The organism is Pectobacterium fontis, assembly GCF_000803215.1.
In the GTDB taxonomy this organism is placed as follows: domain Bacteria; phylum Pseudomonadota; class Gammaproteobacteria; order Enterobacterales; family Enterobacteriaceae; genus Pectobacterium; species Pectobacterium fontis.
This window is the reverse complement of the sequence record NZ_JSXC01000019.1, coordinates 34,692-57,770: the sequence shown is the minus strand read 5'-3', so window position 1 is coordinate 57,770 and position 23,079 is coordinate 34,692. Positions and strand designations below refer to the sequence as shown.

The following is a 23,079-nucleotide window of genomic DNA, read 5'->3' as shown; positions in this document are numbered from 1 at the left end:
GTCCAGATGTTTACACCTCCATAATCCGCAGGTAGTGTAGTCACCACAAGCGCAATTTATTCACTGTCACTGTGAAGGACTCTCATGATCGAATTCAAACACCTGCGAACGCTGCAAGCACTGCGCAATACCGGATCGTTAGCCGCCGCTGCCGCTGCACTTCACCAAACTCAATCCGCGTTGTCCCATCAGTTCAGCGATCTGGAGCAGCGTCTTGGGTTCAGGCTATTCGTGCGTAAAAGCCAGCCGCTACGCTTTACGCCTCAGGGAGAAATTCTGTTGCAGTTGGCAGAACAGGTGTTGCCGCAAATCCAGCAGGCATTGCAGGCCTGTCATGAGCCGCACCAAACCACGCTGCGCCTGGCTATCGAGTGTCATAGCTGTATTCAGTGGCTGACGCCTGCGCTGGACGAGTTCCATCACCACTGGCCGCAGGTGGTGATGGATTTTAAATCGGGCGTCACATTCGACCCTCAGCCAGCACTCCAGCAAGGTGAATTGGATCTGGTCATGACCTCCGACATCATGCCGCGCAGCGGCCTGCACTATTCACCGCTGTTTGATTTTGAAGTCAGGCTGGTATTGGCTCCCGACCATCCGCTGGCGGGAAAAGAGAAAATCGAACCGGAGGATTTCACCACCGAAACCCTGATGATCTATCCGGTACAGCGGCAACGGCTGGATGTCTGGCGCCACTTTTTACAGCCTGCGGGCATTAGCCCTACGTTGAAAAGCGTGGATAATACGCTGCTGTTGATTCAGATGGTCGCCGCCCGTATGGGCATTGCCGCGTTACCGCACTGGGTGGTGGAAAGCTTTGAACGTCAGGGGCTGATTATGACCAAATCACTGGGCGAGGGGCTGTGGAGCCGGTTGTACGCTGCCGTTCGCGATGGAGAGCAGCGCCAACCGGTGATTGATGCATTTATTCGTTCGGCGCGTCAGCACGCTTGTGAGCACTTACCCTTTGTCAAGGACGCTTCACGACCCAACGCTGGTGTACCCACAGTGAGGACGTAATAATTATCGTCCCCACAATAAAGCTCAGCCAGTCTGGCGTTTTGTGCCAGATAGCAAAGTTGACCAAAAGCCCCGCCGGCACATGGAAATTATTCATTATGCTAAGTGTTCCGGCATCCACCTGAGTTGCGCCGTAGTTCCACATAAAATAGCCCAGGCCGGAAGCGCCAATCCCCAGCCACAGCAACACCCCCCACTGCAAGGTGGTGGTCGGTAACTTATCCAGATTGCCGAAGAGCAACCACGCCGCTATCGTCACAATCGCAGCGCCCAGATAGAACCAGGAAAATGCGCAATGCTGCGGCACAGGATGAAGCTCCATCAGGCGCTTATAGCCAACCTGACCTGCCGCAAAGCACACGTTAGCCACCTGCACCAGCAGGAATCCCCACCAGAAATGTTCACTGACGCCGTGATAGTGGATCACCGCCGCACCAAATACCGCCAGCAACGCACTCATGGCATAGCCCCAGCGTAAACGCTGCCGGGCAAGCAGATCGTAAATCAGCGTCACGTACAGCGGCGTCATCACCGTAAAGAGTAAAAACTCCGGTACGGTCAGGTACAGGTAAGCCTGGAACACGAACAGGTACATGATACCGAGTTGGCAAGCACCCACTAACATATACAAGGAAATGACGCGTGGCGCATAGCCCCGAAAACGTAAGAACGGCAAAAATACCACTGCCGCGGCCGTCAGACGGAACATCGCAGAAAACCAGCTATCAACCTGACCCGCCAGATATTCGCCAATCAGGCTGAATGAAAATGCCCACAAAATAGTGGTGATAGTAAGTAATGGCACAACAGCATCCGCTTAAGAAAAAGTAGCGCTATTGTAGCGGAGATGACTGAATGAGTTTTCATCAACATGGTTTACATGAGGGCAAAAAAAAGACAAACAGGAAATACACGCAACCCCGAGAAGGCATGACATTAAATAATCTTTATCAATAACACAGTGGCGTGCGTTAAATATATTCGCTGCCTACGACGCTTTGCAGAAAAAATAACAGCCTCTTTTTTGTCAAATAAAAGAAGCTGAATGACTCAAGGATTAAATCTGCCATCTGAACCAGGCAAAGAAAACATTACCATTATTGTATGTTCCGGGAATGTAAGTCGCCTGGAAAGAGAGCTGGCCATAACTGATTGATGCCAAAGGCAATAGAACAGGGATTGGAATATAGTTCCAGTTATCACGCATTGTTACGCCAGCCGTGAAACCCAGACCCAGTTGAAAATCTTGATCGCTGGTGGGTCGCCAACGCTTTTCATAACCGTAGCCACCGATAGGTTCCCATTTATTAAAGGAATCCTTAAAAGCCATAATATAAAGCCCGTGCCAATCCCCATCCTTATCCAGACGGGAAACACCATAGCCCGCGCCCCACGGTTTTTCGTTATACTTGTCCGTTTTTTCTTTATCGTATGTCCAGCGGTTATGCCAGGTGATTGCCGGGATATAAATATCGTGGCTCTGCGGCGAATTCCAGGTGGTAGACAAGTTATTTTTACTTCTCTGCCACCAGCTTTCACTCTGCTTATCCGATGCCGGATCATTGGAAGCAACCGCTATAGGGGCAAGGTTCACCGTGCTATTCGAATTATTTGTCCCTGCATTATTTATGCTTTCTGCTGCGTAGCTCAAAAAAGGAACAACGGGTAGTGTAATCAAACTCAATGTGATTAAAGTTCGCTTCAAATACATATAAGGTTCTCTGTAACAGCGTCACGATTCCATTCAAAAAAAGTAATCCAACAAGGCTATTCTTGGTCGTTACCAAAATATATAGTGCAACTTACGCAATCTGCCTATATAGGCGGTAGACTAAAGCGGCCTATTATGAAGGGAGCAGTTGCAACTTTGCTTAAATAGATAGTGAAATCAGCGTTGCTTTCAGATGTTTCTTAGCAGAAATAGCAAAAAACCACCTTATTTATCGGTGGTTTATATGCTGCTGGCAATCTATTCCAGATAGTAAGAAACCGTAATCGACTACGCTACGCCGTAAAGCTAAATACCATCACCGTATTCAAAGCCACGGTTGATGCCGTTGAAATACTGATCCATATCCATCGCGGGTTTATCACTCTCCGGGCGACCGACGATACGAGCCGGAACCCCTGCCGCCGTCGTATGAGGTGGAACTGATTGCAGCACGACAGAACCTGCGCCAATTTTCGCGCCACAGCCGACTTCAATATTCCCCAAAATTTTAGCGCCGGCACCAATCATCACACCTTCACGAATTTTAGGATGACGATCACCGCTGGTTTTTCCCGTACCGCCCAACGTAACGGATTGCAAAATGGAGACATCATTTTCAACCACAGCCGTTTCGCCAATCACGATACCCGTTGCGTGATCGAGCATGATCCCACAGCCGATTCTCGCTGCTGGGTGAATATCGACACCGAAAGAAATCGAGATTTGATTTTGAAAATAGACCGCCAGCGCTTTGCGATCCCGTGACCAAAGCCAGTGTCCGATGCGATAAGCCTGTAATGCATGAAATCCTTTCAGGTAGAGCAACGGCGTCGAGTATTTATCCACTGCCGGATCGCGCAGGCAGACAGCCTGAATATCACGCGCCGCCGAGACAATCATCTGCGGATCGGCGCGGTAGGCCTCTTCCACCACCTCACGAATGGCGATCGCGGGCATAATAGAATTGGCTAGCTTATTCGCCAGCATGTAGCTCAATGCGCTACCCAGATTCTCGTGTTTCAGCAACGTGGCATGAAAAAAGCTGGCCAGCATTGGTTCACAATCAGCAAGACTACGCGCTTCTGCCTTGATATTGGTCCAGACCAGTTCCAGTTCTTCTGTCGACATTGCCTTACTCTCCGAGATACCACACAACGTACATCTGTTCTCAAACGGCATGCTTATTAGCACCACCGTTCGCATACAAGAAAATGAAGATACTATGAGCTTTCAGGATTAGGAAGCCCAGCATGGAACGACGTGTTTTATAACTTGGTTTCGTCTTTACGCGTGCGACCCAGCAGGCTCAGCGCCGCCTCTCGGGCATCTTTCCCACAATACAACACCTGCCAGAGTTGCTCGGTAATCGGCATCTCAACGCCGTAGCGCTGCGCTAATGCCAGCACCTCTTTCGTATTACGGTATCCTTCAACAACCTGACCAATGCTATCTTGTGCGCTTTGCACATCCATTCCCTGCCCTAGCATCATACCAAAGCGCCGGTTACGGGACTGATTATCAGTACAGGTCAGCACCAGATCGCCAAGCCCCGCCATCCCCATGAAGGTGGTAGGATCCGCACCCAGCGCCGTGCCAAGTCGGGTCATTTCCGCCAGCCCTCGGGTGATCAAGGCAGTACGAGCATTGGCACCAAACCCAATGCCGTCTGACATACCCGCGCCGATAGCAATGACGTTCTTCACCGCCCCACCGAGTTGCACGCCGATAAAATCCAGGTTGCTGTAGACACGGAAACTCTTCCCGCAATGCAGTAACTGTTGCAGATCGTCAGCAAATTCACTGTCCGTTGATGCCAGCGCAATCGCCGTCGGCATGCCAGCCGCCAATTCTTTGGCAAATGTCGGGCCAGACACCACCGCAAGCGGGATGGTTTCGCCCAACGCTTCGCGTGCGACATCCTGCAACAAGCGACCCGTTTCCGCTTCCAGCCCTTTGGTCGCCCACACGATACGCGTATCGGCGCGTAAATGCGGTTTCAACTGACGCAATACATCACCGAATACGTGGCTCGGCACCACAACCAGCACGTTTCTGCTGGCGGCAAGCGCTCGTTCCAGATCGGTTTCCAACTGTAACGAATCGGGGAAAGGCACATCCGGCAGAAAAGCCTGATTGCAGCGAGCGGCCTGTAACACCTGAATGTGAGCAGAGTTGTGGCCCCACAGCACAACCCGATGGCCATTACGCGCCAGCGTAATGGCTAACGCGGTGCCGTATGAACCGGCACCGATGACGGTCATGGAAGCGTCAGACGCGTTCATCAGGCATCCTGGTGCTGCGCAGCGCCTTCACCTTCGGTCTGCTGCTGTAGGTAGTTCATAAACAGCGCATCAAAGTTAACCGGCGCCAGGTTCAACTGCGGGAAAGTACCGCGAGAAACCAGGCTGGTGATGCACTCACGCGCATAAGGGAACAGAATGTTCGGGCAATAAGCACCCAGGCAGTGCGCCAGTTGAGTCCCTTCGATACCGCCAACGGTGAAGATACCACCTTGCTGAACTTCACACAGAAATGCAGTTTCTTCACCCAAAGAAGCCGTTACGGTCACACGCAGTACGACTTCATAGATGTCGTCAGCCAGTTGGCTGGAGGCGGTATCCAGATCCAATTTGACTTCCGGTTGCCATTCCTGCTGGAACACCTGAGGCGCATTCGGCGCTTCAAAAGAGATATCTTTGGTGTAGATACGCTGGATTTGGAAAGCCATTTCTGTGTTGTTTTGTTCAGACATGTTAAGTAATACCCTTTTGTTAGATTTTCTTGACGTCTTCCGTCGTCATCAGTAGGCAGACGTCAGCACATTTCGGTCATTGCCGTACGGTAATCACGGTCATACTGTAATCACCGTGGTTCTGCAATCAGCCCGTCGGTTATCCTGCCACATCGTTGCCATGTTCACTGCGGATGGCACAATGCGGATAGTTTTACCACAAACCGCGTTATTTGCCGCGCACTAAAGGCAGATTCTCACCACTCCAACCAGCCAACCCATCTTTCAGCACCTGCACACGCTCAAAGCCTGCTTTATGCAAATTCTCGGCCGCTTCACGCGAGGAGAGGCCGTTGGCGCATACCACAATAATCGGCTGTGACTTATGTTTTTCAAGTTCACCTACGCTGCCGTTTTTGATGTCGTTCGGCAACAGGTTAAATGCGCTGGCAATATGGCCACGGCGATAGTCGTCACGGTTGCGGATATCAACGACGACAGCATCTTCTTTATTAATCAGTCGGATCGCTTCACCGCGAACCACTTCTTTCACGTTCGACAGTTTACTCTTCACAGTAAGTACAATTACCGCAACCAACAGCGCAACCCAGGCGATGCTCAAAATAGGGTGCTTGCTAACGAATGGCATAATCTCTTGCATGGGGTGTAACGGCTCCCGGATCAGTTAAGCAACAAAAATATAAGGTCACTGAGTATACCTGCGCGATACGGCAATTACAGCCAGTAAGCCAACATAGCGTATCGAATCTGCGGCGCGATACCCAAATTTCCAGGGTAAATGCTTGACGCACTCCAACAAAGGCCAGCGCGAGCGCTAGCCAGAGGTAGCAGACCGCAGCAAATAGCGAGCTAAATGACGCCATTTCACCATTTTATGCGCAGAGCTTTCCATTTATCTACGATTGATACGCATAGATGCCTGTCTTTGTGCCATGCTTGTCACGTCTGGAAATAGAAATCAGACAAGAGACAACTGGTAAGCTGCTGTTCATCGTGGAATAATTCACCGCTATGAGTAAAAACGCGTTATTTGTACAGAGTCGAGTAGCATGTAGCGCCGATCGCCATTTATCCGCATTACAAAGACTGCTCACCCGCTGCGTCAGCGCGCTCTGCGTTGGCGTTCTGCTGTTGCCCGCACTCGGCCAGGCGGAAGACAATCAGGCACAGCTTAAGACCCTGCAACAAGATATCGCCGCGAAAGAAAAAAGCGTTCAAGAGCAGCAAAAGCAGCGCAGTGCTTTAGTTCAGCAGTTGAAAAAGCAGGAACAGTCCATTTCTCAGGCGAGTCGTCAACTGCATGAAACGCGCAATACGCTGTCCACGCTAAATAAAGAATTAACCAGTCTCGGCACCTCTATCGCCAAGCTGCAATCTCAGCAGGACAAACAACAATCTCTCCTTTCTCGACAGCTTGATGCGGCTTTCCGGCAAGGTCAGCACAGCGCGTTGCAACTCATGCTGAGCGGAGAAGAAAGCCAGCGCAACGAGCGCATCCTCGCGTACTTCGGCTACCTGAACGAGGCGCGGCAGAAATCCATCAACGAATTGCACCAAACCCGCGTGGAACTGGCCGCTCAACGGCGTCAGTTAGAACAAAAACAGACGCAGCAAAAAACGTTGTTAAGTGATCAACAGCAACAACAGCAAACGCTGGAGCAGGCGCAGACCGATCGGAAGAAAACGCTGTCGACGCTGGAAAGCTCGCTGGAAAAAGATCGGCAGCAGTTGACGGAACTGCGCCAGAATGAAACTCGATTGCGCGATCAGATCGCTCGCGCCGAGCGAGAGGCCAAAGCGCGCGCCGAACGGGAAGCGCGCGAGGTCGCCAAGGTTCGCGCTAAAGAAGAACAGGCCAAACGCAGCGGCAGCAGTTATAAACCGACTGAAGGTGAGCGTTCACTCATGGCGCGTACTGGCGGTTTAGGCCGACCATCAGGTCAGGCTATCTGGCCCGTTAACGGCCGCATCGAGCACCGCTTCGGCGAGCCGCTACAGGGCGAACTACGCTGGAAAGGCATGGTGATTACCGCACCGGAAGGCACGGAAGTGAAAGCTATCGCCGACGGCACCGTACTGATGGCCGACTGGCTACAGGGCTACGGGCTGGTTGTCGTTGTGCAGCATGGTAAAGGCGACATGAGCCTGTACGGCTATAACCAAAGTGCCTTGGTTGCCGTTGGCGCTCAGGTTAAGGCGGGTCAATCTATTGCACTGGTCGGCACCAGCGGTGGACAAAGCCAGCCTGGACTGTATTTCGAAATCCGTCGTCAGGGTCAGGCGGTCAATCCACAACCTTGGCTGGGAAGATAGCCTTGTCTTATTTAACCAAAACACCGTTATTGGCATTAGGTCTGCTCGCCCTATCTCCTTTGGCGCTGGCCGGAAAGCTTTCCATCGTCATCGATGATTTCGGCTATCGTCCACATAATGAGAACCAGATTCTGGCGATGCCAACCGCGATTTCCGTCGCGGTATTGCCCAACGCACCGTACGCCCGTGAAATGGCGACGAAGGCCCACCAGCAAGGGCGAGAAGTGCTTATTCACCTACCGATGGCACCGATGAGTAAGCAGCCGCTGGAGCGCGACACGTTACGCCCGGACATGGGCAGCGACGAAATTCAGCGCATCATCCGCCAGTCAGTTAATAACGTGCCTTACGCCGTGGGGTTGAACAACCATATGGGCAGCGCGATGACCGCCAGCCTGCCCGGCATGCAAAAAGTCATGCAGGCGCTCAGCGCCTATCAACTCTATTTCCTCGATAGCATGACCATCGGCAGTAGCCAATCCAGCCAGGCTGCGGCAGGAACAGGCGTCAAAGTCATCAAACGCAAAGTCTTTCTGGATGATTCGCAAAACGAAGCCGAGATTCGTAAGCAGTTTACCCGTGCGGTGCAAATTGCCCGCCGCAGCGGTTCCGCCATCGCTATCGGACATCCGCATCCTTCAACCATCCGCGTCTTACAGCAGATGCTGCCCACGCTGGATGCCGATATTGTTCTGGTGCGCCCGAGCCAGTTGCTGAATGAGCCGACGCGGCAGTATGAACCTCAGCCGCAGCAACCGGCCAAACCGCGTAACCCGTTCCGCGGCATACCGCAGTGTCGGGTCAAGCAGCCGCCGGAACCGGTTAAGAATGATGTGTTCTTTAAACTGGTCAGCAGCAGCATTCAGGAAAGCGCGCCCGTCCTGTTTATCAAACAGCGCTGGCAAACCTGGGTTGCCCCTTTGAACACCGAGGTACACAAGCAGCCGTGATCTCCGACGCCTGTTCTCTCTTAAAAGGCCGGACAACACGGGATAAATTAACCTCTGGCTGCTTGCGGTAAAATGAAATGCTATTATAGCGGTCATAAACAGTGTGGGGCGCGGTGCCTCACCAGCAAGATTAACAAAGGTCGCGCCCATGATTATCGTTACTGGCGGTGCCGGTTTTATCGGCAGCAATATCGTAAAAGCTCTGAATGACATCGGCTATCGGGACATCCTGGTTGTCGATAACCTGAAAGACGGCACCAAATTCGCCAATCTGGTCGATCTGGATATCGCCGATTACATGGATAAAGAAGATTTCATCGCCAGCATCGTTGCCGGTGACGATCTGGGCGATATCGATGCCGTCTTCCATGAAGGTGCCTGCTCTTCCACCACCGAGTGGGATGGCAAATACATGATGGATAATAACTATCAGTATTCCAAAGACGTATTGCACTACTGCCTCGATCGCAGCATTCCGTTCCTGTATGCCTCTTCTGCCGCGACCTATGGCGGTCGCAACGATAACTTCATCGAAGACCGTCAGTACGAGCAGCCGCTGAACGTCTACGGCTATTCCAAGTTTCTGTTCGATCAGTACGTGCGTGAAATTCTGCCAGAAGCGGAATCACAGATCTGCGGCTTCCGCTATTTCAACGTCTACGGACCACGCGAAGGCCACAAAGGCAGCATGGCGAGCGTCGCCTTTCATCTGAACAACCAGATTAACCAGGGTGAAAACCCTAAGCTGTTCTCCGGTAGCGAGAACTTCAAGCGTGATTTCATCTACGTGGGTGATGTCGCCGCCGTCAATCTGTGGTTCTGGCAAAACGGGGTGTCCGGCATCTTCAACTGCGGTACAGGCCGCGCCGAATCCTTTCAGGCAATTGCCGACGCCACACTCGCCTTCCACAAAAAAGGCAGCGTGGAATACATCGAATTCCCCGAGAAGCTGAAAGGCCGCTATCAGGCCTACACGCAGGCCGACCTCACCAACTTGCGCGCCGCAGGTTATGACAAGCCGTTCAAAACCGTCGCCGAAGGCGTGGCGGAATATATGATCTGGCTGAACCGTACCGTTTAATCGGATAAGGATTCATAAGCGGTATGAAAATTTTGGTCATCGGCCCTTCCTGGGTCGGCGATATGATGATGTCGCACAGCCTTTATCGCACCTTGAAGGCTGAACACCCGGAAGCGGTTATTGACGTGATGGCACCAGCCTGGTGTCGTCCACTGCTGGCACGCATGCCAGAAGTCAATCAAGCATTAGCCATGCCGCTAGGTCACGGCGCACTTGAACTGGGCGAACGTCGCCGTCTTGGCATTTCGCTGCGCGGTACAGGTTACGATCGCGCTTACGTGCTGCCCAACTCCTTCAAATCCGCGCTCGTGCCTTTCTTTGCCAACATTCCACGGCGCACAGGCTGGCGCGGCGAAATGCGTTACGGGCTGCTGAACGACTTACGCGTGCTGGATAAAGCGGCATTTCCGCTGATGGTGCAGCGTTACGCCGCATTAGCCTATGACCGCAGCCGTATTCGCCGCGCAGAGGATCTGCCGCAACCGCTGCTTTGGCCACAGTTACAGGTCAATCAGACTGAAATTGTTGACATGATGCAGGCCTTTGGCCTTAGCGATGCGCGTCCCATTATCGGTTTTTGCCCCGGTGCCGAATTTGGCCCCGCCAAACGTTGGCCGCATTATCACTATGCCGCACTGGCACAAACGCTGATCGAACGCGGCTACCAGATCGCGCTGTTCGGTTCGGCGAACGATCGTTCAGCCTGTGACGATATCCTTCAGGGATTGACAGAAAACGCTCGGCAGCATTGCGCCAATCTGGCGGGGAAAACCTCGCTGGAACAGGCGGTAGTATTGATCGCCGCCTGCCACGCCGTTGTCAGTAACGACTCTGGTCTCATGCACGTTGCAGCGGCGCTGCATCGCCCGCTTGTCGCGCTGTATGGTCCAAGCAGTCCCGACTTTACGCCACCACTGTCCCATCAGGCCGAGGTGATTCGGCTGATTACCGGCTATCACCGAGTGCGTAAAGGGGATGCCGAGCAAGGCTATCACCAGAGTTTGATCGACATTCAGCCCGAACGCGTGCTCAGCGCACTAGATAAGTATCTGATTTCGGGAGAAAGTCAGGTGCCGGGAGCGAACGCATGAGAGTGCTGATCGTAAAAACATCGTCGATGGGCGATGTGCTGCACACGCTGCCGGCCTTGACCGACGCCATGCAGGCCATTCCCGGTATCCAGTTCGACTGGGTGGTTGAAGAAGGTTTCGCACAAGTTCCCAGTTGGCACCCCGCCGTTTCCCGCGTGATTCCGGTGGCGATACGCCGCTGGCGCAAAAGCTGGTTCAGTGCCCCGACTCGTCAGGAGCGTGCCGCGTTTATGCGCCAGCTACGTCAATACCGTTATGATGCCGTGATTGATGCGCAAGGGCTGATTAAAAGCGCGCTGCTGGTAACGCGGCTCGCCAACGGAAAGAAACACGGGCTGGATTGCAGGAGTGCGCGTGAGCCGCTGGCAAGCTGGTTTTATAACTATCGCCACCCGATAAGCCGTCGGCAACATGCCGTCGAGCGCGTACGGGAACTGTTTGCCGCCAGTCTGGGTTATAAGAAGCCTGCCGAACGCGGCGATTATGCGATTGCGTCGCGCTTCCTCTCTCAGTCACCCGCCGACGCCAACCGCTATCTGGTGTTTCTCCACGCCACCACGCGCGATGAAAAACACTGGCCGGAAGCACACTGGCGTGAATTGATTGCGCTATTGGCACCGAGCGGATTACACATCAAGCTCCCCTGGGGCGCGGAGCATGAGCACCAGCGCGCATTACGGCTGGCGGAAGGTTTCCCGTACGTTGAGGTTCTGCCGCGCCTTACGCTGCAACAGGTCGCCGAGGTATTAGCTGGCGCCAAAGCCGTCGTTTCCGTCGATACCGGGCTGAGCCATCTGACGGCGGCGCTGGATCGTCCGAATATCACCTTATACGGCCCAACCGATCCAGGCCTGATTGGCGGTTACGGGATGAATCAGGTGGTGGAAATGTCTGAAAGCCAACAAATGGAGACAATTCCCGCTAGCCTCGTCCATCAGAAATTAGAGAAGCTGATAGAATTACCTGCATCAGGCGAGTGATATCGCTTCCGACTGTGAACAAATACATGCTTAATGAATCAAAGTTCGAACTGGGCAAAACGCCCAGCATAAGTTCGACTGTCGCACTGAAGGGCGTCTTCCCCGGCTGTTTACTCACAGTAGCCATTATGCCATTTAATAGCATTCTCGCCGGGTGGCTTTTTTATCTCACAGGCTCACTCTCTGTTTTCTATGTTGTGACACACCTGAGAACAATAATAGCCGCTAAGCGGTTATTATTGATTCCTCTTTGCCTGCTGGCTATCGGCATCACCAATCTCATTTGGTATCACCACTATTATCAACCTGATAGCCTTTTTCCTTATGTGTATAACGCCTACAAGACATCAGCACATGCCGGTATTCTGGGTACATTCATCCTGCTTACAGTCCTGCATATCTCACAACAAAAGCAAAAGCAGCCGATCTTCTACATCATTGCAATTTGTGTGTTCGCACTGGGCTATACGTTCTATCAGGCAGGGTTCAGTGGAATGCACCGTATCGGATTGGTATTTGGTACAGCCACGAGCGCAGCCTATTTTCTAACGTTTATTGGCGCGCTAAGCGCACAGGCTCTGCTTAAGCTCGATACAGCCTATAAGTATTATCTCTACCTGGGACATTTCCTGTTAGTCACTATCGCAATTTTCCTGACGGAAACGCGAGCGGCCATATTCGTCTACCCTATTGTTGGCGCGACTATTTTATTGTCAGAAGTCAGGCACAATAAGCGGTTATTCATCAAAGCATTCATCGGTTCATCGGCCACTCTTCTCCTGTGTTTATTCCTCTTCCAAGATACGCTTCATCAACGTGTCAACGATCTGATTAACGACGTACGCAGTTACAACATGAACAACAGCATGACATCGGTGGGTGCGCGCATCGCGATGTACCAATCTGGTATAGAAGCCGGGGAAGAAGCCTTGCTCGGGCAATCGGCCGAACAGCGCGCAGAACATATCATGGCACAAGCCAAACAAGAGTCTGAGCTATCTGGCGCAGTAGGATATTTGGATATCCATCTGCATAACGAAGTGATTGATGCATTTTCCCTTAAAGGGCTACCGGGCGCGATATTGCTGATATTGCTCTATGTCTCTTTATTTTATTTTTCATTTTTCGTTTTACGCAGCCATCTCTCTGCTGCGCTGCTTTTTGCCTTGATTATGTATGGACTTAGCGATGTCATTCTCTATTCACGAGACATGCTTATTGCGTGGCTGATGGCATTTTGTCTTGGCACAACGCTGACTGGGAAATGGTTAAAAAATTAGCCCTGTTATAATTAGCGCGTGGCGGTCGCATTTACCTCTGTGAGAGGGATGTGGGTTTTAGTACCATAACGAAAAATTAGCGTATCCATGCAGTCTCATCAGTACATGGATGAAATCAGTTAACTGGTAGCTGTCGAGCCAGGGGCGGTAGCGTGCCTGTAAAAAGCATAACTTTTGATTACATGAAGGAAAACGAGTGAGTCAACGCATCATCTCTTATCACCGGATTCTCGTAGTGAAGCTCAGATATCATGGCGATATGCTGCTGACCACTCCGCTCATCAGTACGCTGAAAAAAAATTACCCTGACGCTAAAATCGACGTATTGTTGTACCAGGATACGATGCCGATCCTCTCCGCAAACCCAGAGATACATCAGCTTTATGGGCTAAAAAGAAAGACGGATACACTTTTGGAAAAAATCCGTAATTTCAAAGCAATCAGACAAGAGCTTAAGAAAAATAATTACGACCTGATCGTTAATCTTGCTGACCAGTGGCCTATTGCGTTGTTAGTAAAATCATTAGGAGGGCGTAGTGTTGCTCTCGATCGCGGAAATAAGCTAAAAGGCAAAATCTGGCGTTTATTTTTCGACCACTGTGTTCCTCCGAGAGGTGCACATATTGTTGAACAAAACCTGTATCTACTTACGCCACTCAACCTGCCTGCATCGAATACGCGTTCTCGCTTATCGCTGCATTATCGCCAGGAAGATGCTCAACGTGTATTTGACCATTGCCCGACACTTTTAACACAGCAATACGTTGTCATTCAGCCAACGACGCGCCAATACTATAAATATTGGGACAACGACAAATTTGCTCAGGTTATTGACTATCTTAAAGAAAAAAATCTGGAAGTCGTGCTTACCTGCGGCCCATCGGAAGACGACTTAACTATCGTGCGCGATATTTATTCGCAGTGCATCCACAAACCCAACATATCATTGGCGGGCAAAACGAGCTTTCTGGAACTGGCGGCATTAATCGACAACGCCGTGCTCTATATTGGCGTAGATTCGGCACCAATGCATATGGCTGCCGCGTTAAATACGCCACTCGTAAGCTTATTTGGCCCAACAGACTACAAGTTATGGCGCCCGTGGTGTGAACACTATAAACAAATTTGGGCAGGTGAATATCAGCCTATGCCAGCCCAACATCATTACGATCAGACGGTTAAATATTTATCCTGCATTCCTGCGCAAGATGTTATTCAGGCATCAGAACAGATGCTGAAGACTACGCCACAAAGAGATGGCCAATGAAAATCGCATTCTGCGTCTATAAATACTTCCCTTTCGGCGGATTACAGCGTGATTTTCTCAGTATTGCAAAATCCTGCCAAAAAAAGGGTCATGACATTCGCGTCTACACCAGTGAGTGGCAGGGCGACAAACCGCAAGGATTCGATATCGTTCTCGTGCCGATATCAGGGCTTGGCAACCACACACGACATCGACGCTTTGCTCATTGGATACAGCATCACTTACAGCAATCTCCCGTTGATCGCGTTGTCGGGTTTAGCAAAATGCCGGGGCTGGATTTCTACTATGCCGCAGAAGGATGCACCGCTGAAAAAGCAGTGCAAGAGAAAGGTCTGTTTTATCGGCTGACGCCCCGCTACCGCGGTTATGCGGCACTTGAACGAGATGTGTTTGATAAAAACAGCCATACGCGGATGCTGATGCTGACTCCGCGGCAAATCGCCCATTTTCAGAAGCATTACGGCACACAGGATGAACGCTTTTTCATGCTGCCACCGGGAATTTCACCGGATAGAAAGTACAGTGCACATTCTCCAGACACACGTTCCCGATTCCGCCAACAGCATCATCTGAATGAAAATGGATGGGTTCTGTTACAAGTCGGTTCCGACTTCAAACGCAAAGGGGTTGGCCGCAGCCTGACCGCTATTGCCAGCCTGCCAGAGGAAATACGTAAGCGCGTGACATTTCTGGTTGTTGGTCAGGACGATCCAACACCATTTCAACAACAGGCAGAGCAGCTCGGGATCGGTAAACAGATACATTTCTTCTCAGGTCGGGACGATATTCCAGACTTCATGGGAGCATCGGACTTATTACTGCATCCGGCTCATCAGGAAGCAGCCGGCATTGTTTTACTTGAGGCCATCGCCGCAGGTTTACCCATCCTCGTGACCGATGCGTGTGGTTATGCTTTTTACATCGAGCGCTCTCAGGCCGGACAAGTCATCCCAGAGCCTTTTAGCCAGACAGCACTCAACCACGCGTTATCACTCGCGCTCGGTCAACCGGAAACGCTTAAACAGTGGGCAGACAATGCCCGCCGTTTCGCTGATACAGAGGATATTTACAGCCTGCCGGAAAAAGCGGCACAGTTGATATTATTGAATCATAATGATAAATAAATATTCTGGCCTATTTTCTACAAAAAATTATTCTCTTTGCTATTCATCCCATACGGTAAACACATGTACTTTGACAAAGAAAAAGTCATAAAAACTGTACACTCATTCTCATATTCTAAAAAAAATACTGAGTTAAATATAGCCTTTGGTACTGATGAAAAATTCATTTATGGCTGCGCCATAGCGATAGCATCTATCCTATTAAAAAATCAGGACCATTGTTTATCCTTTCACGTATTTACCGATGAGCTTAGTGATGGTGATAAAACCAGATTTCAAGAAATGGCAGAGCAATACAATACAACCATTAATATCTATATCGTTGATTGCTCTTGGTTAAAAACGTTACCAGAAACAAAACTCTGGAGCTATGCCATTTATTTTCGTTTTATCATTGCCGACTACTTCTATCAGATACTTGATAAAGTTCTCTACCTTGATGCAGACATTATATGCAATGGTTCACTGCAAGAATTAATAAAACTAGATGTGAGTAATCATATCGCTGCCGTTGTTTTAGATGGTGATAGCAGTTGGTGGAAAAACCGTGCGCAAAAATTTCAGCAGCCCGAACTCAACAATGGTTACTTTAATTCCGGTGTTCTATTAATTGAAATCAATAACTGGCATCAGGCATCTGTAACAGAAAACAGCATGCGTTTTTTGATCGATCCAGAGATGAAGAAAGTCATTACCCATCCTGATCAGGATGTTTTAAATATACTTTTGGCAGGAAATTTTTATCAACTGGATAATAAATACAACACCCAGTTTAGTATCAACTATGAATTAAAATATAGGCGTGGTGAGTCTGCTCCCACGCCTATATCTACTGAGACTATATTTATTCATTACATCGGCCCCACTAAACCTTGGCATACATGGGCCGCCAATTACACTTGCACAAAATATTTTTTAAAAGCAAAAGACAATTCGCCATGGAGAAATGAGCCTCTCTTAAACGCTGTCACAGCAAGTAATATGCGATATTGTGCTAAGCATCAGTTTCATAACAGCCAATTTATTTCTGGTACAATTAGCTACTTAAAATATTTTTATAAAAAAGCATTTTAAAAACGAAAACTAAATTTCAAACGCTAAATTTTTCTTCTTTTAAGGTGATGTAATGGTCTTTTCATCGCATATTGATGTTCTTTCAGTTTTCGAAAATAGACATCAGCCAATCGCCGATAATGACACTCTAAACGTTGCTTATGGTATAGATAAAAATTATGCTATTGGTTGTGGAATATCAATAGCATCAATTCTCATCAATAATGACATCGATTTTACATTCCATGTTTTTTCTGATGATTTTGATGATGAGTTTATTAAAAAATTAAATATTCTTGCTGAAACATTTAAAACTAAAATCGTCTTATATAAAATAAATTCTGAAATGTTAAAAACATTGCCTTGTACTGATATTTGGTCGCATGCGATGTATTTCAGGTTATTAGCTTTTTCCCACCTTTCAGACAAAATATCAAATCTCCTTTATCTTGATGCTGATGTAATGTGCAAAGGTTCTTTAGCGCAGCTTCACAAGTTGGATACAGCACCACATGTTGCGGCCGTAATTCGTGATTTACCTGAAACACAAAAAAAATCAGCAAATCGATTAAAGATGGCCGCCTTAGAAGGAAAGTATTTTAACTCTGGCGTTTTATTCGTAAATTTAACTATCTGGAATGAATTGGATTTAACACAAAAGATATTTGATAAATTAAGAAATGGTGAGGAATCAATTCAATATCCGGATCAAGATGTCATGAATATATTATTGCATGATAACGTAACCTTCCTTCCCAGAGAATATAATACTATTTATTCCATAAAAAATGAGCTGAAGGATTCCAGTCATCAAAAATATAAAGAAATCATAAAAGATGACACGATTCTCATACACTATACAGGTGTAACTAAGCCTTGGCACAAATGGGCAAACTATCCGTCAACATCATACTTTCAAAACGCTCAGCAAGAGTCACCCTGGTCAGTCAAGGATATGAAAGATGCTGACACATTCGTAGAAATAAAGAAAAAATATAAGCATTTGTTGAAAAAAGGAAAGTATATCTCTGGATTAGTCTGTGCCTTAAAATACAGTATAAAAAAATATTTAACCTCCTCACCCAAAAAAAATTAATTCTGAAAAATTTTTCACATCCTGTTCCCTAAAACAAATATAGTGCATTACTTTCGAATTCAACCTGACACATATAAATTCAGTAGAAACTGAGCGGAAAAATAGGTATGCGAAAAACGTTATCAGTTCTCATTATAACTAAAAATGAAGAAGAACTCATTCAAGAATGCTTAGAATCTATATCATGGGCAGATGAAATAATAATCGTCGATTCTGGCAGTAGCGACAATACCATTGAAATTGCAAAGAAATATGGCGCAAAAGTTTATCACTACGATGGCTGGCTAGGATATGGAAAACAAAGGCAAAGGGCTCAGACCCATGCTAGTGGTGATTATATTTTCTTTATTGATGCCGATGAAAGAATGACAAAGGAATTACGCACTGCTGTTGAAACAGTACTAAAAACGCCAGATATAATTACTGATACTGTATATGCATGTGCAAGACGAAATCTTTTCCTCGGACGTTTTATGAAGCATAGTGGTTGGTATCCAGATAAAGTCATTCGTTTCTATGCTAACCACCACTATTATTATAACGATAACCAAGTTCATGAATCATTAAATTATGGCAACGCTGCTGTTAAATCATTAACGGGTGATCTATTACATTTAACCTGTCGTGATTTTTCAGAATTTCAAAAAAAACAATTGCGTTATGCGTCTGATTGGGCAAAAGAGCGCCATGCCAAGGGTAAGCATTGTAGCTATCTTTCTATTTTTTCTCATACAGTGTTCTCCTTTATTAAAACATTGATACTAAGAGCCGGATTTCTAGATGGAAAACAGGGATTACTACTAGCTATAGTCAATGCACAGTATACCTTTAATAAATATACTGAGTTATGGTCATTGAAAATGATATCGAAATAAAAACCAATATCTCACTCATTTGTAAAAAATAGGATTTTGTAGAATGAAAATATCTTGTGTCGTTATAATATACAACTCAATGCTGCAAAATTCTGATACTTTAAAATCCCTCACGAAATGTAAAACTGATGGTATAGATTTAGATATTTTAGTTTGGAATAACGGTCAGGAATTATTAATAGAAGAGGATATTAATAATTTCATGATGGTCTGCCAAGAAAACAAAATCAGTGCAAAAATATATCAAGATATAACAAATATATCTCTTTCGAAAATTTATAATTTTTTTATTGATAATTTCTCATTCGATATAGTCACTTTATTAGACCAAGATTCAAAAATCCCCAATGACTTTTTTTATAAAATCAATAACTCTGAAAAATCTGATATCTACATACCAAAAATAATTGTCAACAATAATGAAAAGGATGTGCAATACTATCCACATTTATACGACAACCCTAATATTGTCATTGATGAAGGATATATCTCATCACCGGTTATATCAGCCATGTCAGGTGTGAGTATGTCCAAAATTGCAATTGATAAAATAATAAAAGAAAGAGGTTTTATTTTTGAAGAACGGTTAGCGCTCTATGGAATTGATAATGATTTCTTTAGAACAATAAAAAAAATGTCTATACAGAAATTATCTTTGTATTGTGTGAATGAAATTCATCACTCATTATCTACTCTTGATCCAAAAGAAGAAAAAAGTGATTTCAGAATAATAGAAAATCTTTATTTTAAATATTTCATCAGAATTGAATATCAGAAAAAAAGCTTATTCAGTACAATTTTCATTTGCATTCGTGACTTTATATTTAAAAAAACAAATTTTAGTCAAATGAAAAATATAATTTTATTTTTAATAAAAAAACATCATCCTCGTTCAATAAAAAACATATCAAGAGATAAAAAACCAAGCCATTACACAAAAAAGATAAGTTAGCTCAATTGAAAAACCGAAACCTATCTTTATTTATTATTTCCATAAAACTCATATATTATAAATATTCTTTTTTCATAAAGACATTAATCAATCATTACCATAGTAGGAAATATAAAAGTGAGCTACCCTTTTAGCTTTCGGTGGACAAAACGACATGAAGACTTCTGCTTATCAGAGAAAATATTCTTAGGACATGTACTAAAAACAAAGAACGTATATAGGAAAAAAAATATATTTTTACTACAAAAAGGAGACAAAATAACAATAAATTGTGATATTCATGTAGAAGAGAACTCAACAATGCCTTACAAAGGTTTCTGTTCTATGGGGGCTTACTCATATTGTTGCAGTTCTTTCCCTAATGAAATGAGTATTGGTAGATATTGTAGCATTGCAAACGGTGTCACTATTATGGGCACTCAGCACCCCATCCATCGTTTCACCACAAGTCCAATAACATATCACCATGATTTTATTAAGAACTTCGTAGACGATATTCATGCTCCCTATATTACCGAACCATTTAATGAAGAACTTCCTCTCCCATGTATTGGTCATGATGTTTGGATAGGTGCTAATGTTGTATTAAAAGGAAATATTACAATAGGGAATGGAGCAGTTATTGGTGCTAATTCTGTTGTCACAAAAGATGTCCCTCCTTATGCTATTGTTGCTGGTGTTCCAGCAAAAATTATTAAATTTAGATTTGAAACGAATGAAATAGAGAGGCTTTCACTATTATCCTGGTGGGACTATAAATATATCGACCTACCGATAACATACGGAAATAATATTGATTTATTTATATCTGAACTATCAGAAAAAATTGAAGGTAATACACTAAAAAAAGAAAATTACAAAAAAACAAACTTATCCTATATTTTCAAGACATTGTGTTGAAAATAAAAGTAAGTTACATATGAAAAAATTAGATCAATAAATATATTTATCTAAATAAGATATAATATGAAAAAACAAAAATCAATAAGAAAAAACAAAATCTCTTTAGTTTATAACGGCTATGACTTGTCTGAAATAATGGCTTTTGACATGGCTTACTTAATTAATGAAAAAAGATCTTTGCGAAAATCATTTAGTAAATTATTCCTTGCCAATGAGTTGAACATACCTTCATTTGATGATGATATATTATTCAGTATAGGGCCATATGGTGAAAGAAGAGACTATGAGGAAATAATCAACTACGTTATATCTCAAGTAGATGTGAAAAATATATTTAGAATAACAGAGAAATCAAAATTTCATTTCTCTATAAAAGGATTTATTTTGTCTATTAATCAAATTTGTTCCCAAAAATTATCTTTCTCATGGAAAAATAGACTAATATTACTTTTCTATATGATGTATTATATAAACACTATTGATTTATTAAATAAAACAAAAAAAAATTTTAAATATAAAAAATATTGTAGCTTCTGCAGCGCCCTCCCTTTAGAAGCTATTCTTTGTAAATATTTTAAGTTATATAAAATAACCACATACACACTACAACATGCCTTATATTCTTATCCTAAAGATTCAAATGTTGATGCTGTAATATTTGACAACATGATATCTGATCATCTACTGTGCTGGGGAGAACACACAAAAAATGATTTCTTAAAATATGGAATACGTTCAGAAAAAATAAAAGTCTGTGGCTATCCGAGTGTTAAGAAAGACCTTTCACCATATGAGTTTAAGGAGACATGCAGAATACTTTTGTTATGCTCATCACTAAAATACGAAAAAGAAAACACAGAAATAATAAAAATCATTCATGCTTGTTCAAAAAAAGAAAAAATAGATGTAATGATAAAAACCCATCCACACTTGAATCAAGAGAAATATAAAAGTCTAGCTGAAAAGTACGGCTTTAATTTTTATAATTTAGGAACACTGAAAGAGGCTTTAGATTCTAAAGAATTTGATATTGCAATAAGCTATAACTCTACAACATATTATGATGTATATATGGGGAATGTTCTTTCATTAAAATATAAAAATGAAAGGAATAAGATTAATTTTGATGTAATGAATGACTCATTTTCTACTCAAGAAGAACTTTTATCACAATTAAAAAAAATGAAAGAACTATCTAACAAATCACAAACATGGTTTGAAATAAAAAAACGTCTCTCTATAGTCGTAGGATATGGGATAAATAGTTATAGAAAATATTTATAAAAAATGATGAGCGATGAGCAAGTATACAATCCCGCATTCATCAAACAGGCTCGTTGATTTGTAGAAAAGATATTAATGGCTCGGATGTATTCCGTAACTGTTTTTGTACAAATCTGTATTTTTATAATTGTGCAAAAAACGCTTTTAAGCGACAAAGAACGCCCAAAGACGCTCAACATTAGCAGTACTGATATAAGACCGAAAATCACAATATTAAATACACGACAAAAGATAACAACAGATCAAAATGGAAAATCTAAAAAAAACCGTAATAAATCTATCGGGTTCTCTCGCAAAAAGGCTAGATTTTATTATATTGCGGAAAAAGAAATTTTGTATAATTTCAAACAATTGTTGGGGTAACAAGTTATATGAGATAGTAAACCGAGAATATAACACTCCCTTTGTTGGCCTGTTTTTAAAATCAAGCGATTACATTAAATTCATAAGAAATATAGAAAATAACATTAGCATAGAGATAAACGAAAGCCATTTCAATAAATCTAGTAACGCGTATCCTATTGCTAACATTGAAGGGTGTATTATTCATTTCCTTCATTATAAAGATAACAATGAAGCAATAGATAAATGGAATCGTCGAAGGATGAGACTTATTAGTTACATTCAAGAAAATGGAATAAATGCCATAATTTTCAAATTATGCGATACATATTTTGACAAAAATAAAGAAAAAAATGAGGCTGAATTTCATGAGCTACCCTTTGAAAGAAAGATTTTTTTCACAACAGGAATAAAAAACAAAATACTAAACGATGATGGAAAACCACTTAATGGACCAGACTTTTTTAAAGGTCGAATTTTATATTACAAAGACTATTTGAGATTATTTTTCAACCTTCCTTCTTTAAAAAAGAATAACAGGGCTATATAAGGCTGGCATATCTACCAAAAAGTAGGAATAGATCTCATTATCGTCTATACATAGATATGGGATGGTTATTTAAAATACATCACCATTCAAATCATTAAAAAATTAATTTATAAAAAATATAAAGTCGATAAATATAATTTATCCAAGAATGACACAGTCATGAATTGTCTAAGAAAAGGCATACACTGAGTTTCCCCACCATGAAGAAAATCATCGTAACATAGGGTTAAAATACCGAAATGTTCCCGAAGAGGCCCTAAGACTGCTTAACAAAAGTCACTACAGTCAGCTTAAAGACCCTATCGTTATACTGGAAGGAAAAGATCGATTATGGCTATTTTTTATTTACCCTTTGCAGCGACTAAAGAAAAACATTATTAATGAATGCAAGAGCATCATAAGAAAAACGAAGCATATCTTCCGTGGAAATTCTAAATAGATACAAGTGTCTCATA

General features: G+C 44.7%; 22 protein-coding genes. 16 read left to right on the top strand and 6 right to left on the bottom strand.

What is annotated here, in order from left to right:
• Window positions 1–84 precede the first annotated feature (84 nt).
• Window positions 85–1,020, top strand: a complete 936-nt coding sequence (gene metR, locus OI69_RS07110) for an HTH-type transcriptional regulator MetR (RefSeq protein WP_039347987.1) — start codon at window positions 85–87, stop codon at window positions 1,018–1,020.
• Here metR and OI69_RS07105 read toward each other — a convergent pair.
• The 6 genes from OI69_RS07105 to OI69_RS07080 all read right to left on the bottom strand — a co-directional run bounded on the left by OI69_RS07105 (window position 971) and on the right by OI69_RS07080 (window position 6,123).
• Entirely contained in the window at window positions 971–1,825 is an 855-nt protein-coding gene (locus tag OI69_RS07105) for a carboxylate/amino acid/amine transporter (protein ID WP_052198324.1), read from the bottom strand. The genes metR and OI69_RS07105 overlap by 50 nt on opposite strands.
• 252 nt (window positions 1,826–2,077) lie before the next feature.
• Window positions 2,078–2,731 carry a lipid IV(A) palmitoyltransferase PagP gene (gene pagP / locus OI69_RS07100; protein WP_039347984.1) on the bottom strand — a complete coding sequence of 218 codons (654 nt, stop codon included), beginning with the start codon at window positions 2,729–2,731 and terminating at the stop codon, window positions 2,078–2,080.
• Window positions 2,732–3,037: 306 nt separating this feature from the next.
• Window positions 3,038–3,859: a serine O-acetyltransferase gene (cysE, locus tag OI69_RS07095; RefSeq protein ID WP_039347981.1), complete on the bottom strand. Its 822-nt coding sequence runs from the start codon at window positions 3,857–3,859 to the stop codon at window positions 3,038–3,040.
• A gap of 137 nt (window positions 3,860–3,996) precedes the next feature.
• Window positions 3,997–5,013 carry an NAD(P)H-dependent glycerol-3-phosphate dehydrogenase gene (gene gpsA / locus OI69_RS07090; RefSeq protein ID WP_039347979.1) on the bottom strand — a complete coding sequence of 339 codons (1,017 nt, stop codon included), beginning with the start codon at window positions 5,011–5,013 and terminating at the stop codon, window positions 3,997–3,999.
• Window positions 5,013–5,483, bottom strand: a complete 471-nt coding sequence (gene secB, locus OI69_RS07085) for a protein-export chaperone SecB (protein ID WP_014913761.1) — start codon at window positions 5,481–5,483, stop codon at window positions 5,013–5,015. The genes gpsA and secB overlap by 1 nt, the downstream gene beginning before the upstream one ends.
• A gap of 208 nt (window positions 5,484–5,691) precedes the next feature.
• Entirely contained in the window at window positions 5,692–6,123 is a 432-nt protein-coding gene (locus OI69_RS07080; RefSeq protein WP_039347976.1) for a rhodanese-like domain-containing protein, read from the bottom strand.
• Window positions 6,124–6,494: 371 nt separating this feature from the next.
• On the opposite strand from OI69_RS07080, the gene envC reads away from it, so the two are divergent.
• The 15 genes from envC to OI69_RS07005 all read left to right on the top strand — a co-directional run bounded on the left by envC (window position 6,495) and on the right by OI69_RS07005 (window position 22,624).
• On the top strand, window positions 6,495–7,796 hold the full coding sequence (gene envC / locus OI69_RS07075) for a murein hydrolase activator EnvC (protein ID WP_039347973.1): 1,302 nt from the start codon (window positions 6,495–6,497) through the stop codon (window positions 7,794–7,796).
• A 2-nt stretch (window positions 7,797–7,798) separates the two neighbouring features.
• Complete coding sequence (locus OI69_RS07070; RefSeq protein ID WP_039347971.1) at window positions 7,799–8,746, top strand: divergent polysaccharide deacetylase family protein; 948 nt, start codon at window positions 7,799–7,801, stop codon at window positions 8,744–8,746.
• Between the two features lie 148 nt (window positions 8,747–8,894).
• Window positions 8,895–9,827, top strand: a complete 933-nt coding sequence (gene rfaD / locus OI69_RS07065) for an ADP-glyceromanno-heptose 6-epimerase (protein WP_039347968.1) — start codon at window positions 8,895–8,897, stop codon at window positions 9,825–9,827.
• A 23-nt stretch (window positions 9,828–9,850) separates the two neighbouring features.
• Entirely contained in the window at window positions 9,851–10,918 is a 1,068-nt protein-coding gene (rfaF, locus tag OI69_RS07060; protein ID WP_039347965.1) for an ADP-heptose--LPS heptosyltransferase RfaF, read from the top strand.
• Complete coding sequence (gene rfaC / locus OI69_RS07055) at window positions 10,915–11,898, top strand: lipopolysaccharide heptosyltransferase RfaC (protein WP_039347962.1); 984 nt, start codon at window positions 10,915–10,917, stop codon at window positions 11,896–11,898. Before rfaF ends, rfaC begins: the two co-directional genes overlap by 4 nt.
• Before the next feature lie 26 nt (window positions 11,899–11,924).
• A complete protein-coding gene (locus OI69_RS07050) occupies window positions 11,925–13,178 on the top strand; it encodes an O-antigen ligase family protein (protein ID WP_235319663.1) in 1,254 nt (417 codons plus the stop codon).
• Window positions 13,179–13,374: 196 nt separating this feature from the next.
• Window positions 13,375–14,445 (top strand): lipopolysaccharide core heptosyltransferase RfaQ, encoded by a 1,071-nt coding sequence (rfaQ, locus tag OI69_RS07045; RefSeq protein ID WP_039347956.1) that lies wholly within the window; start codon window positions 13,375–13,377, stop codon window positions 14,443–14,445.
• Window positions 14,442–15,569, top strand: coding sequence for a glycosyltransferase family 4 protein (locus tag OI69_RS07040; protein ID WP_039347954.1), 1,128 nt, complete (start codon window positions 14,442–14,444; stop codon window positions 15,567–15,569). The genes rfaQ and OI69_RS07040 overlap by 4 nt, the downstream gene beginning before the upstream one ends.
• 63 nt (window positions 15,570–15,632) lie before the next feature.
• A complete protein-coding gene (waaO, locus tag OI69_RS07035) occupies window positions 15,633–16,643 on the top strand; it encodes a lipopolysaccharide 3-alpha-galactosyltransferase (RefSeq protein ID WP_039347951.1) in 1,011 nt (336 codons plus the stop codon).
• Between the two features lie 52 nt (window positions 16,644–16,695).
• Window positions 16,696–17,718, top strand: coding sequence for a glycosyltransferase family 8 protein (locus OI69_RS07030; protein ID WP_039347947.1), 1,023 nt, complete (start codon window positions 16,696–16,698; stop codon window positions 17,716–17,718).
• A gap of 101 nt (window positions 17,719–17,819) precedes the next feature.
• On the top strand, window positions 17,820–18,593 hold the full coding sequence (locus tag OI69_RS07025; protein ID WP_162183341.1) for a glycosyltransferase family 2 protein: 774 nt from the start codon (window positions 17,820–17,822) through the stop codon (window positions 18,591–18,593).
• Window positions 18,594–18,636: 43 nt separating this feature from the next.
• Entirely contained in the window at window positions 18,637–19,545 is a 909-nt protein-coding gene (locus OI69_RS07020; protein ID WP_039347941.1) for a hypothetical protein, read from the top strand.
• A 117-nt stretch (window positions 19,546–19,662) separates the two neighbouring features.
• The gene (locus tag OI69_RS07015; RefSeq protein WP_039347938.1) at window positions 19,663–20,445 is read left to right on the top strand and encodes a CatB-related O-acetyltransferase; all 783 of its coding nucleotides are present in this window, start codon (window positions 19,663–19,665) and stop codon (window positions 20,443–20,445) included.
• 66 nt (window positions 20,446–20,511) lie between these two features.
• The gene (locus OI69_RS07010) at window positions 20,512–21,732 is read left to right on the top strand and encodes a hypothetical protein (protein WP_039347935.1); all 1,221 of its coding nucleotides are present in this window, start codon (window positions 20,512–20,514) and stop codon (window positions 21,730–21,732) included.
• A gap of 247 nt (window positions 21,733–21,979) precedes the next feature.
• Complete coding sequence (locus tag OI69_RS07005) at window positions 21,980–22,624, top strand: DUF1919 domain-containing protein (RefSeq protein WP_052198323.1); 645 nt, start codon at window positions 21,980–21,982, stop codon at window positions 22,622–22,624.
• Window positions 22,625–23,079 lie beyond the last annotated feature (455 nt).

What these genes read in the sequence shown, in the direction of transcription:
- secB (WP_014913761.1), bottom strand. Translation starts at nt 5,483, where the DNA reads ATGTCTGAACAAAACAACACAGAAATGGCTTTCCAAATCCAGCGTATC.
- gpsA (WP_039347979.1), bottom strand. Translation starts at nt 5,013, where the DNA reads ATGAACGCGTCTGACGCTTCCATGACCGTCATCGGTGCCGGTTCATAC.
- OI69_RS07020 (WP_039347941.1), top strand. Translation starts at nt 18,637, where the DNA reads ATGAAAATATCTTGTGTCGTTATAATATACAACTCAATGCTGCAAAAT.
- cysE (WP_039347981.1), bottom strand. Translation starts at nt 3,859, where the DNA reads ATGTCGACAGAAGAACTGGAACTGGTCTGGACCAATATCAAGGCAGAA.
- OI69_RS07010 (WP_039347935.1), top strand. Translation starts at nt 20,512, where the DNA reads ATGAAAAAACAAAAATCAATAAGAAAAAACAAAATCTCTTTAGTTTAT.
- rfaD (WP_039347968.1), top strand. Translation starts at nt 8,895, where the DNA reads ATGATTATCGTTACTGGCGGTGCCGGTTTTATCGGCAGCAATATCGTA.
- OI69_RS07030 (WP_039347947.1), top strand. Translation starts at nt 16,696, where the DNA reads ATGGTCTTTTCATCGCATATTGATGTTCTTTCAGTTTTCGAAAATAGA.
- pagP (WP_039347984.1), bottom strand. Translation starts at nt 2,731, where the DNA reads ATGTATTTGAAGCGAACTTTAATCACATTGAGTTTGATTACACTACCC.
- waaO (WP_039347951.1), top strand. Translation starts at nt 15,633, where the DNA reads ATGTACTTTGACAAAGAAAAAGTCATAAAAACTGTACACTCATTCTCA.
- envC (WP_039347973.1), top strand. Translation starts at nt 6,495, where the DNA reads ATGAGTAAAAACGCGTTATTTGTACAGAGTCGAGTAGCATGTAGCGCC.
- OI69_RS07050 (WP_235319663.1), top strand. Translation starts at nt 11,925, where the DNA reads ATGCTTAATGAATCAAAGTTCGAACTGGGCAAAACGCCCAGCATAAGT.
- rfaC (WP_039347962.1), top strand. Translation starts at nt 10,915, where the DNA reads ATGAGAGTGCTGATCGTAAAAACATCGTCGATGGGCGATGTGCTGCAC.
- OI69_RS07005 (WP_052198323.1), top strand. Translation starts at nt 21,980, where the DNA reads ATGGAAAATCTAAAAAAAACCGTAATAAATCTATCGGGTTCTCTCGCA.
- metR (WP_039347987.1), top strand. Translation starts at nt 85, where the DNA reads ATGATCGAATTCAAACACCTGCGAACGCTGCAAGCACTGCGCAATACC.
- rfaF (WP_039347965.1), top strand. Translation starts at nt 9,851, where the DNA reads ATGAAAATTTTGGTCATCGGCCCTTCCTGGGTCGGCGATATGATGATG.
- OI69_RS07040 (WP_039347954.1), top strand. Translation starts at nt 14,442, where the DNA reads ATGAAAATCGCATTCTGCGTCTATAAATACTTCCCTTTCGGCGGATTA.
- OI69_RS07080 (WP_039347976.1), bottom strand. Translation starts at nt 6,123, where the DNA reads ATGCAAGAGATTATGCCATTCGTTAGCAAGCACCCTATTTTGAGCATC.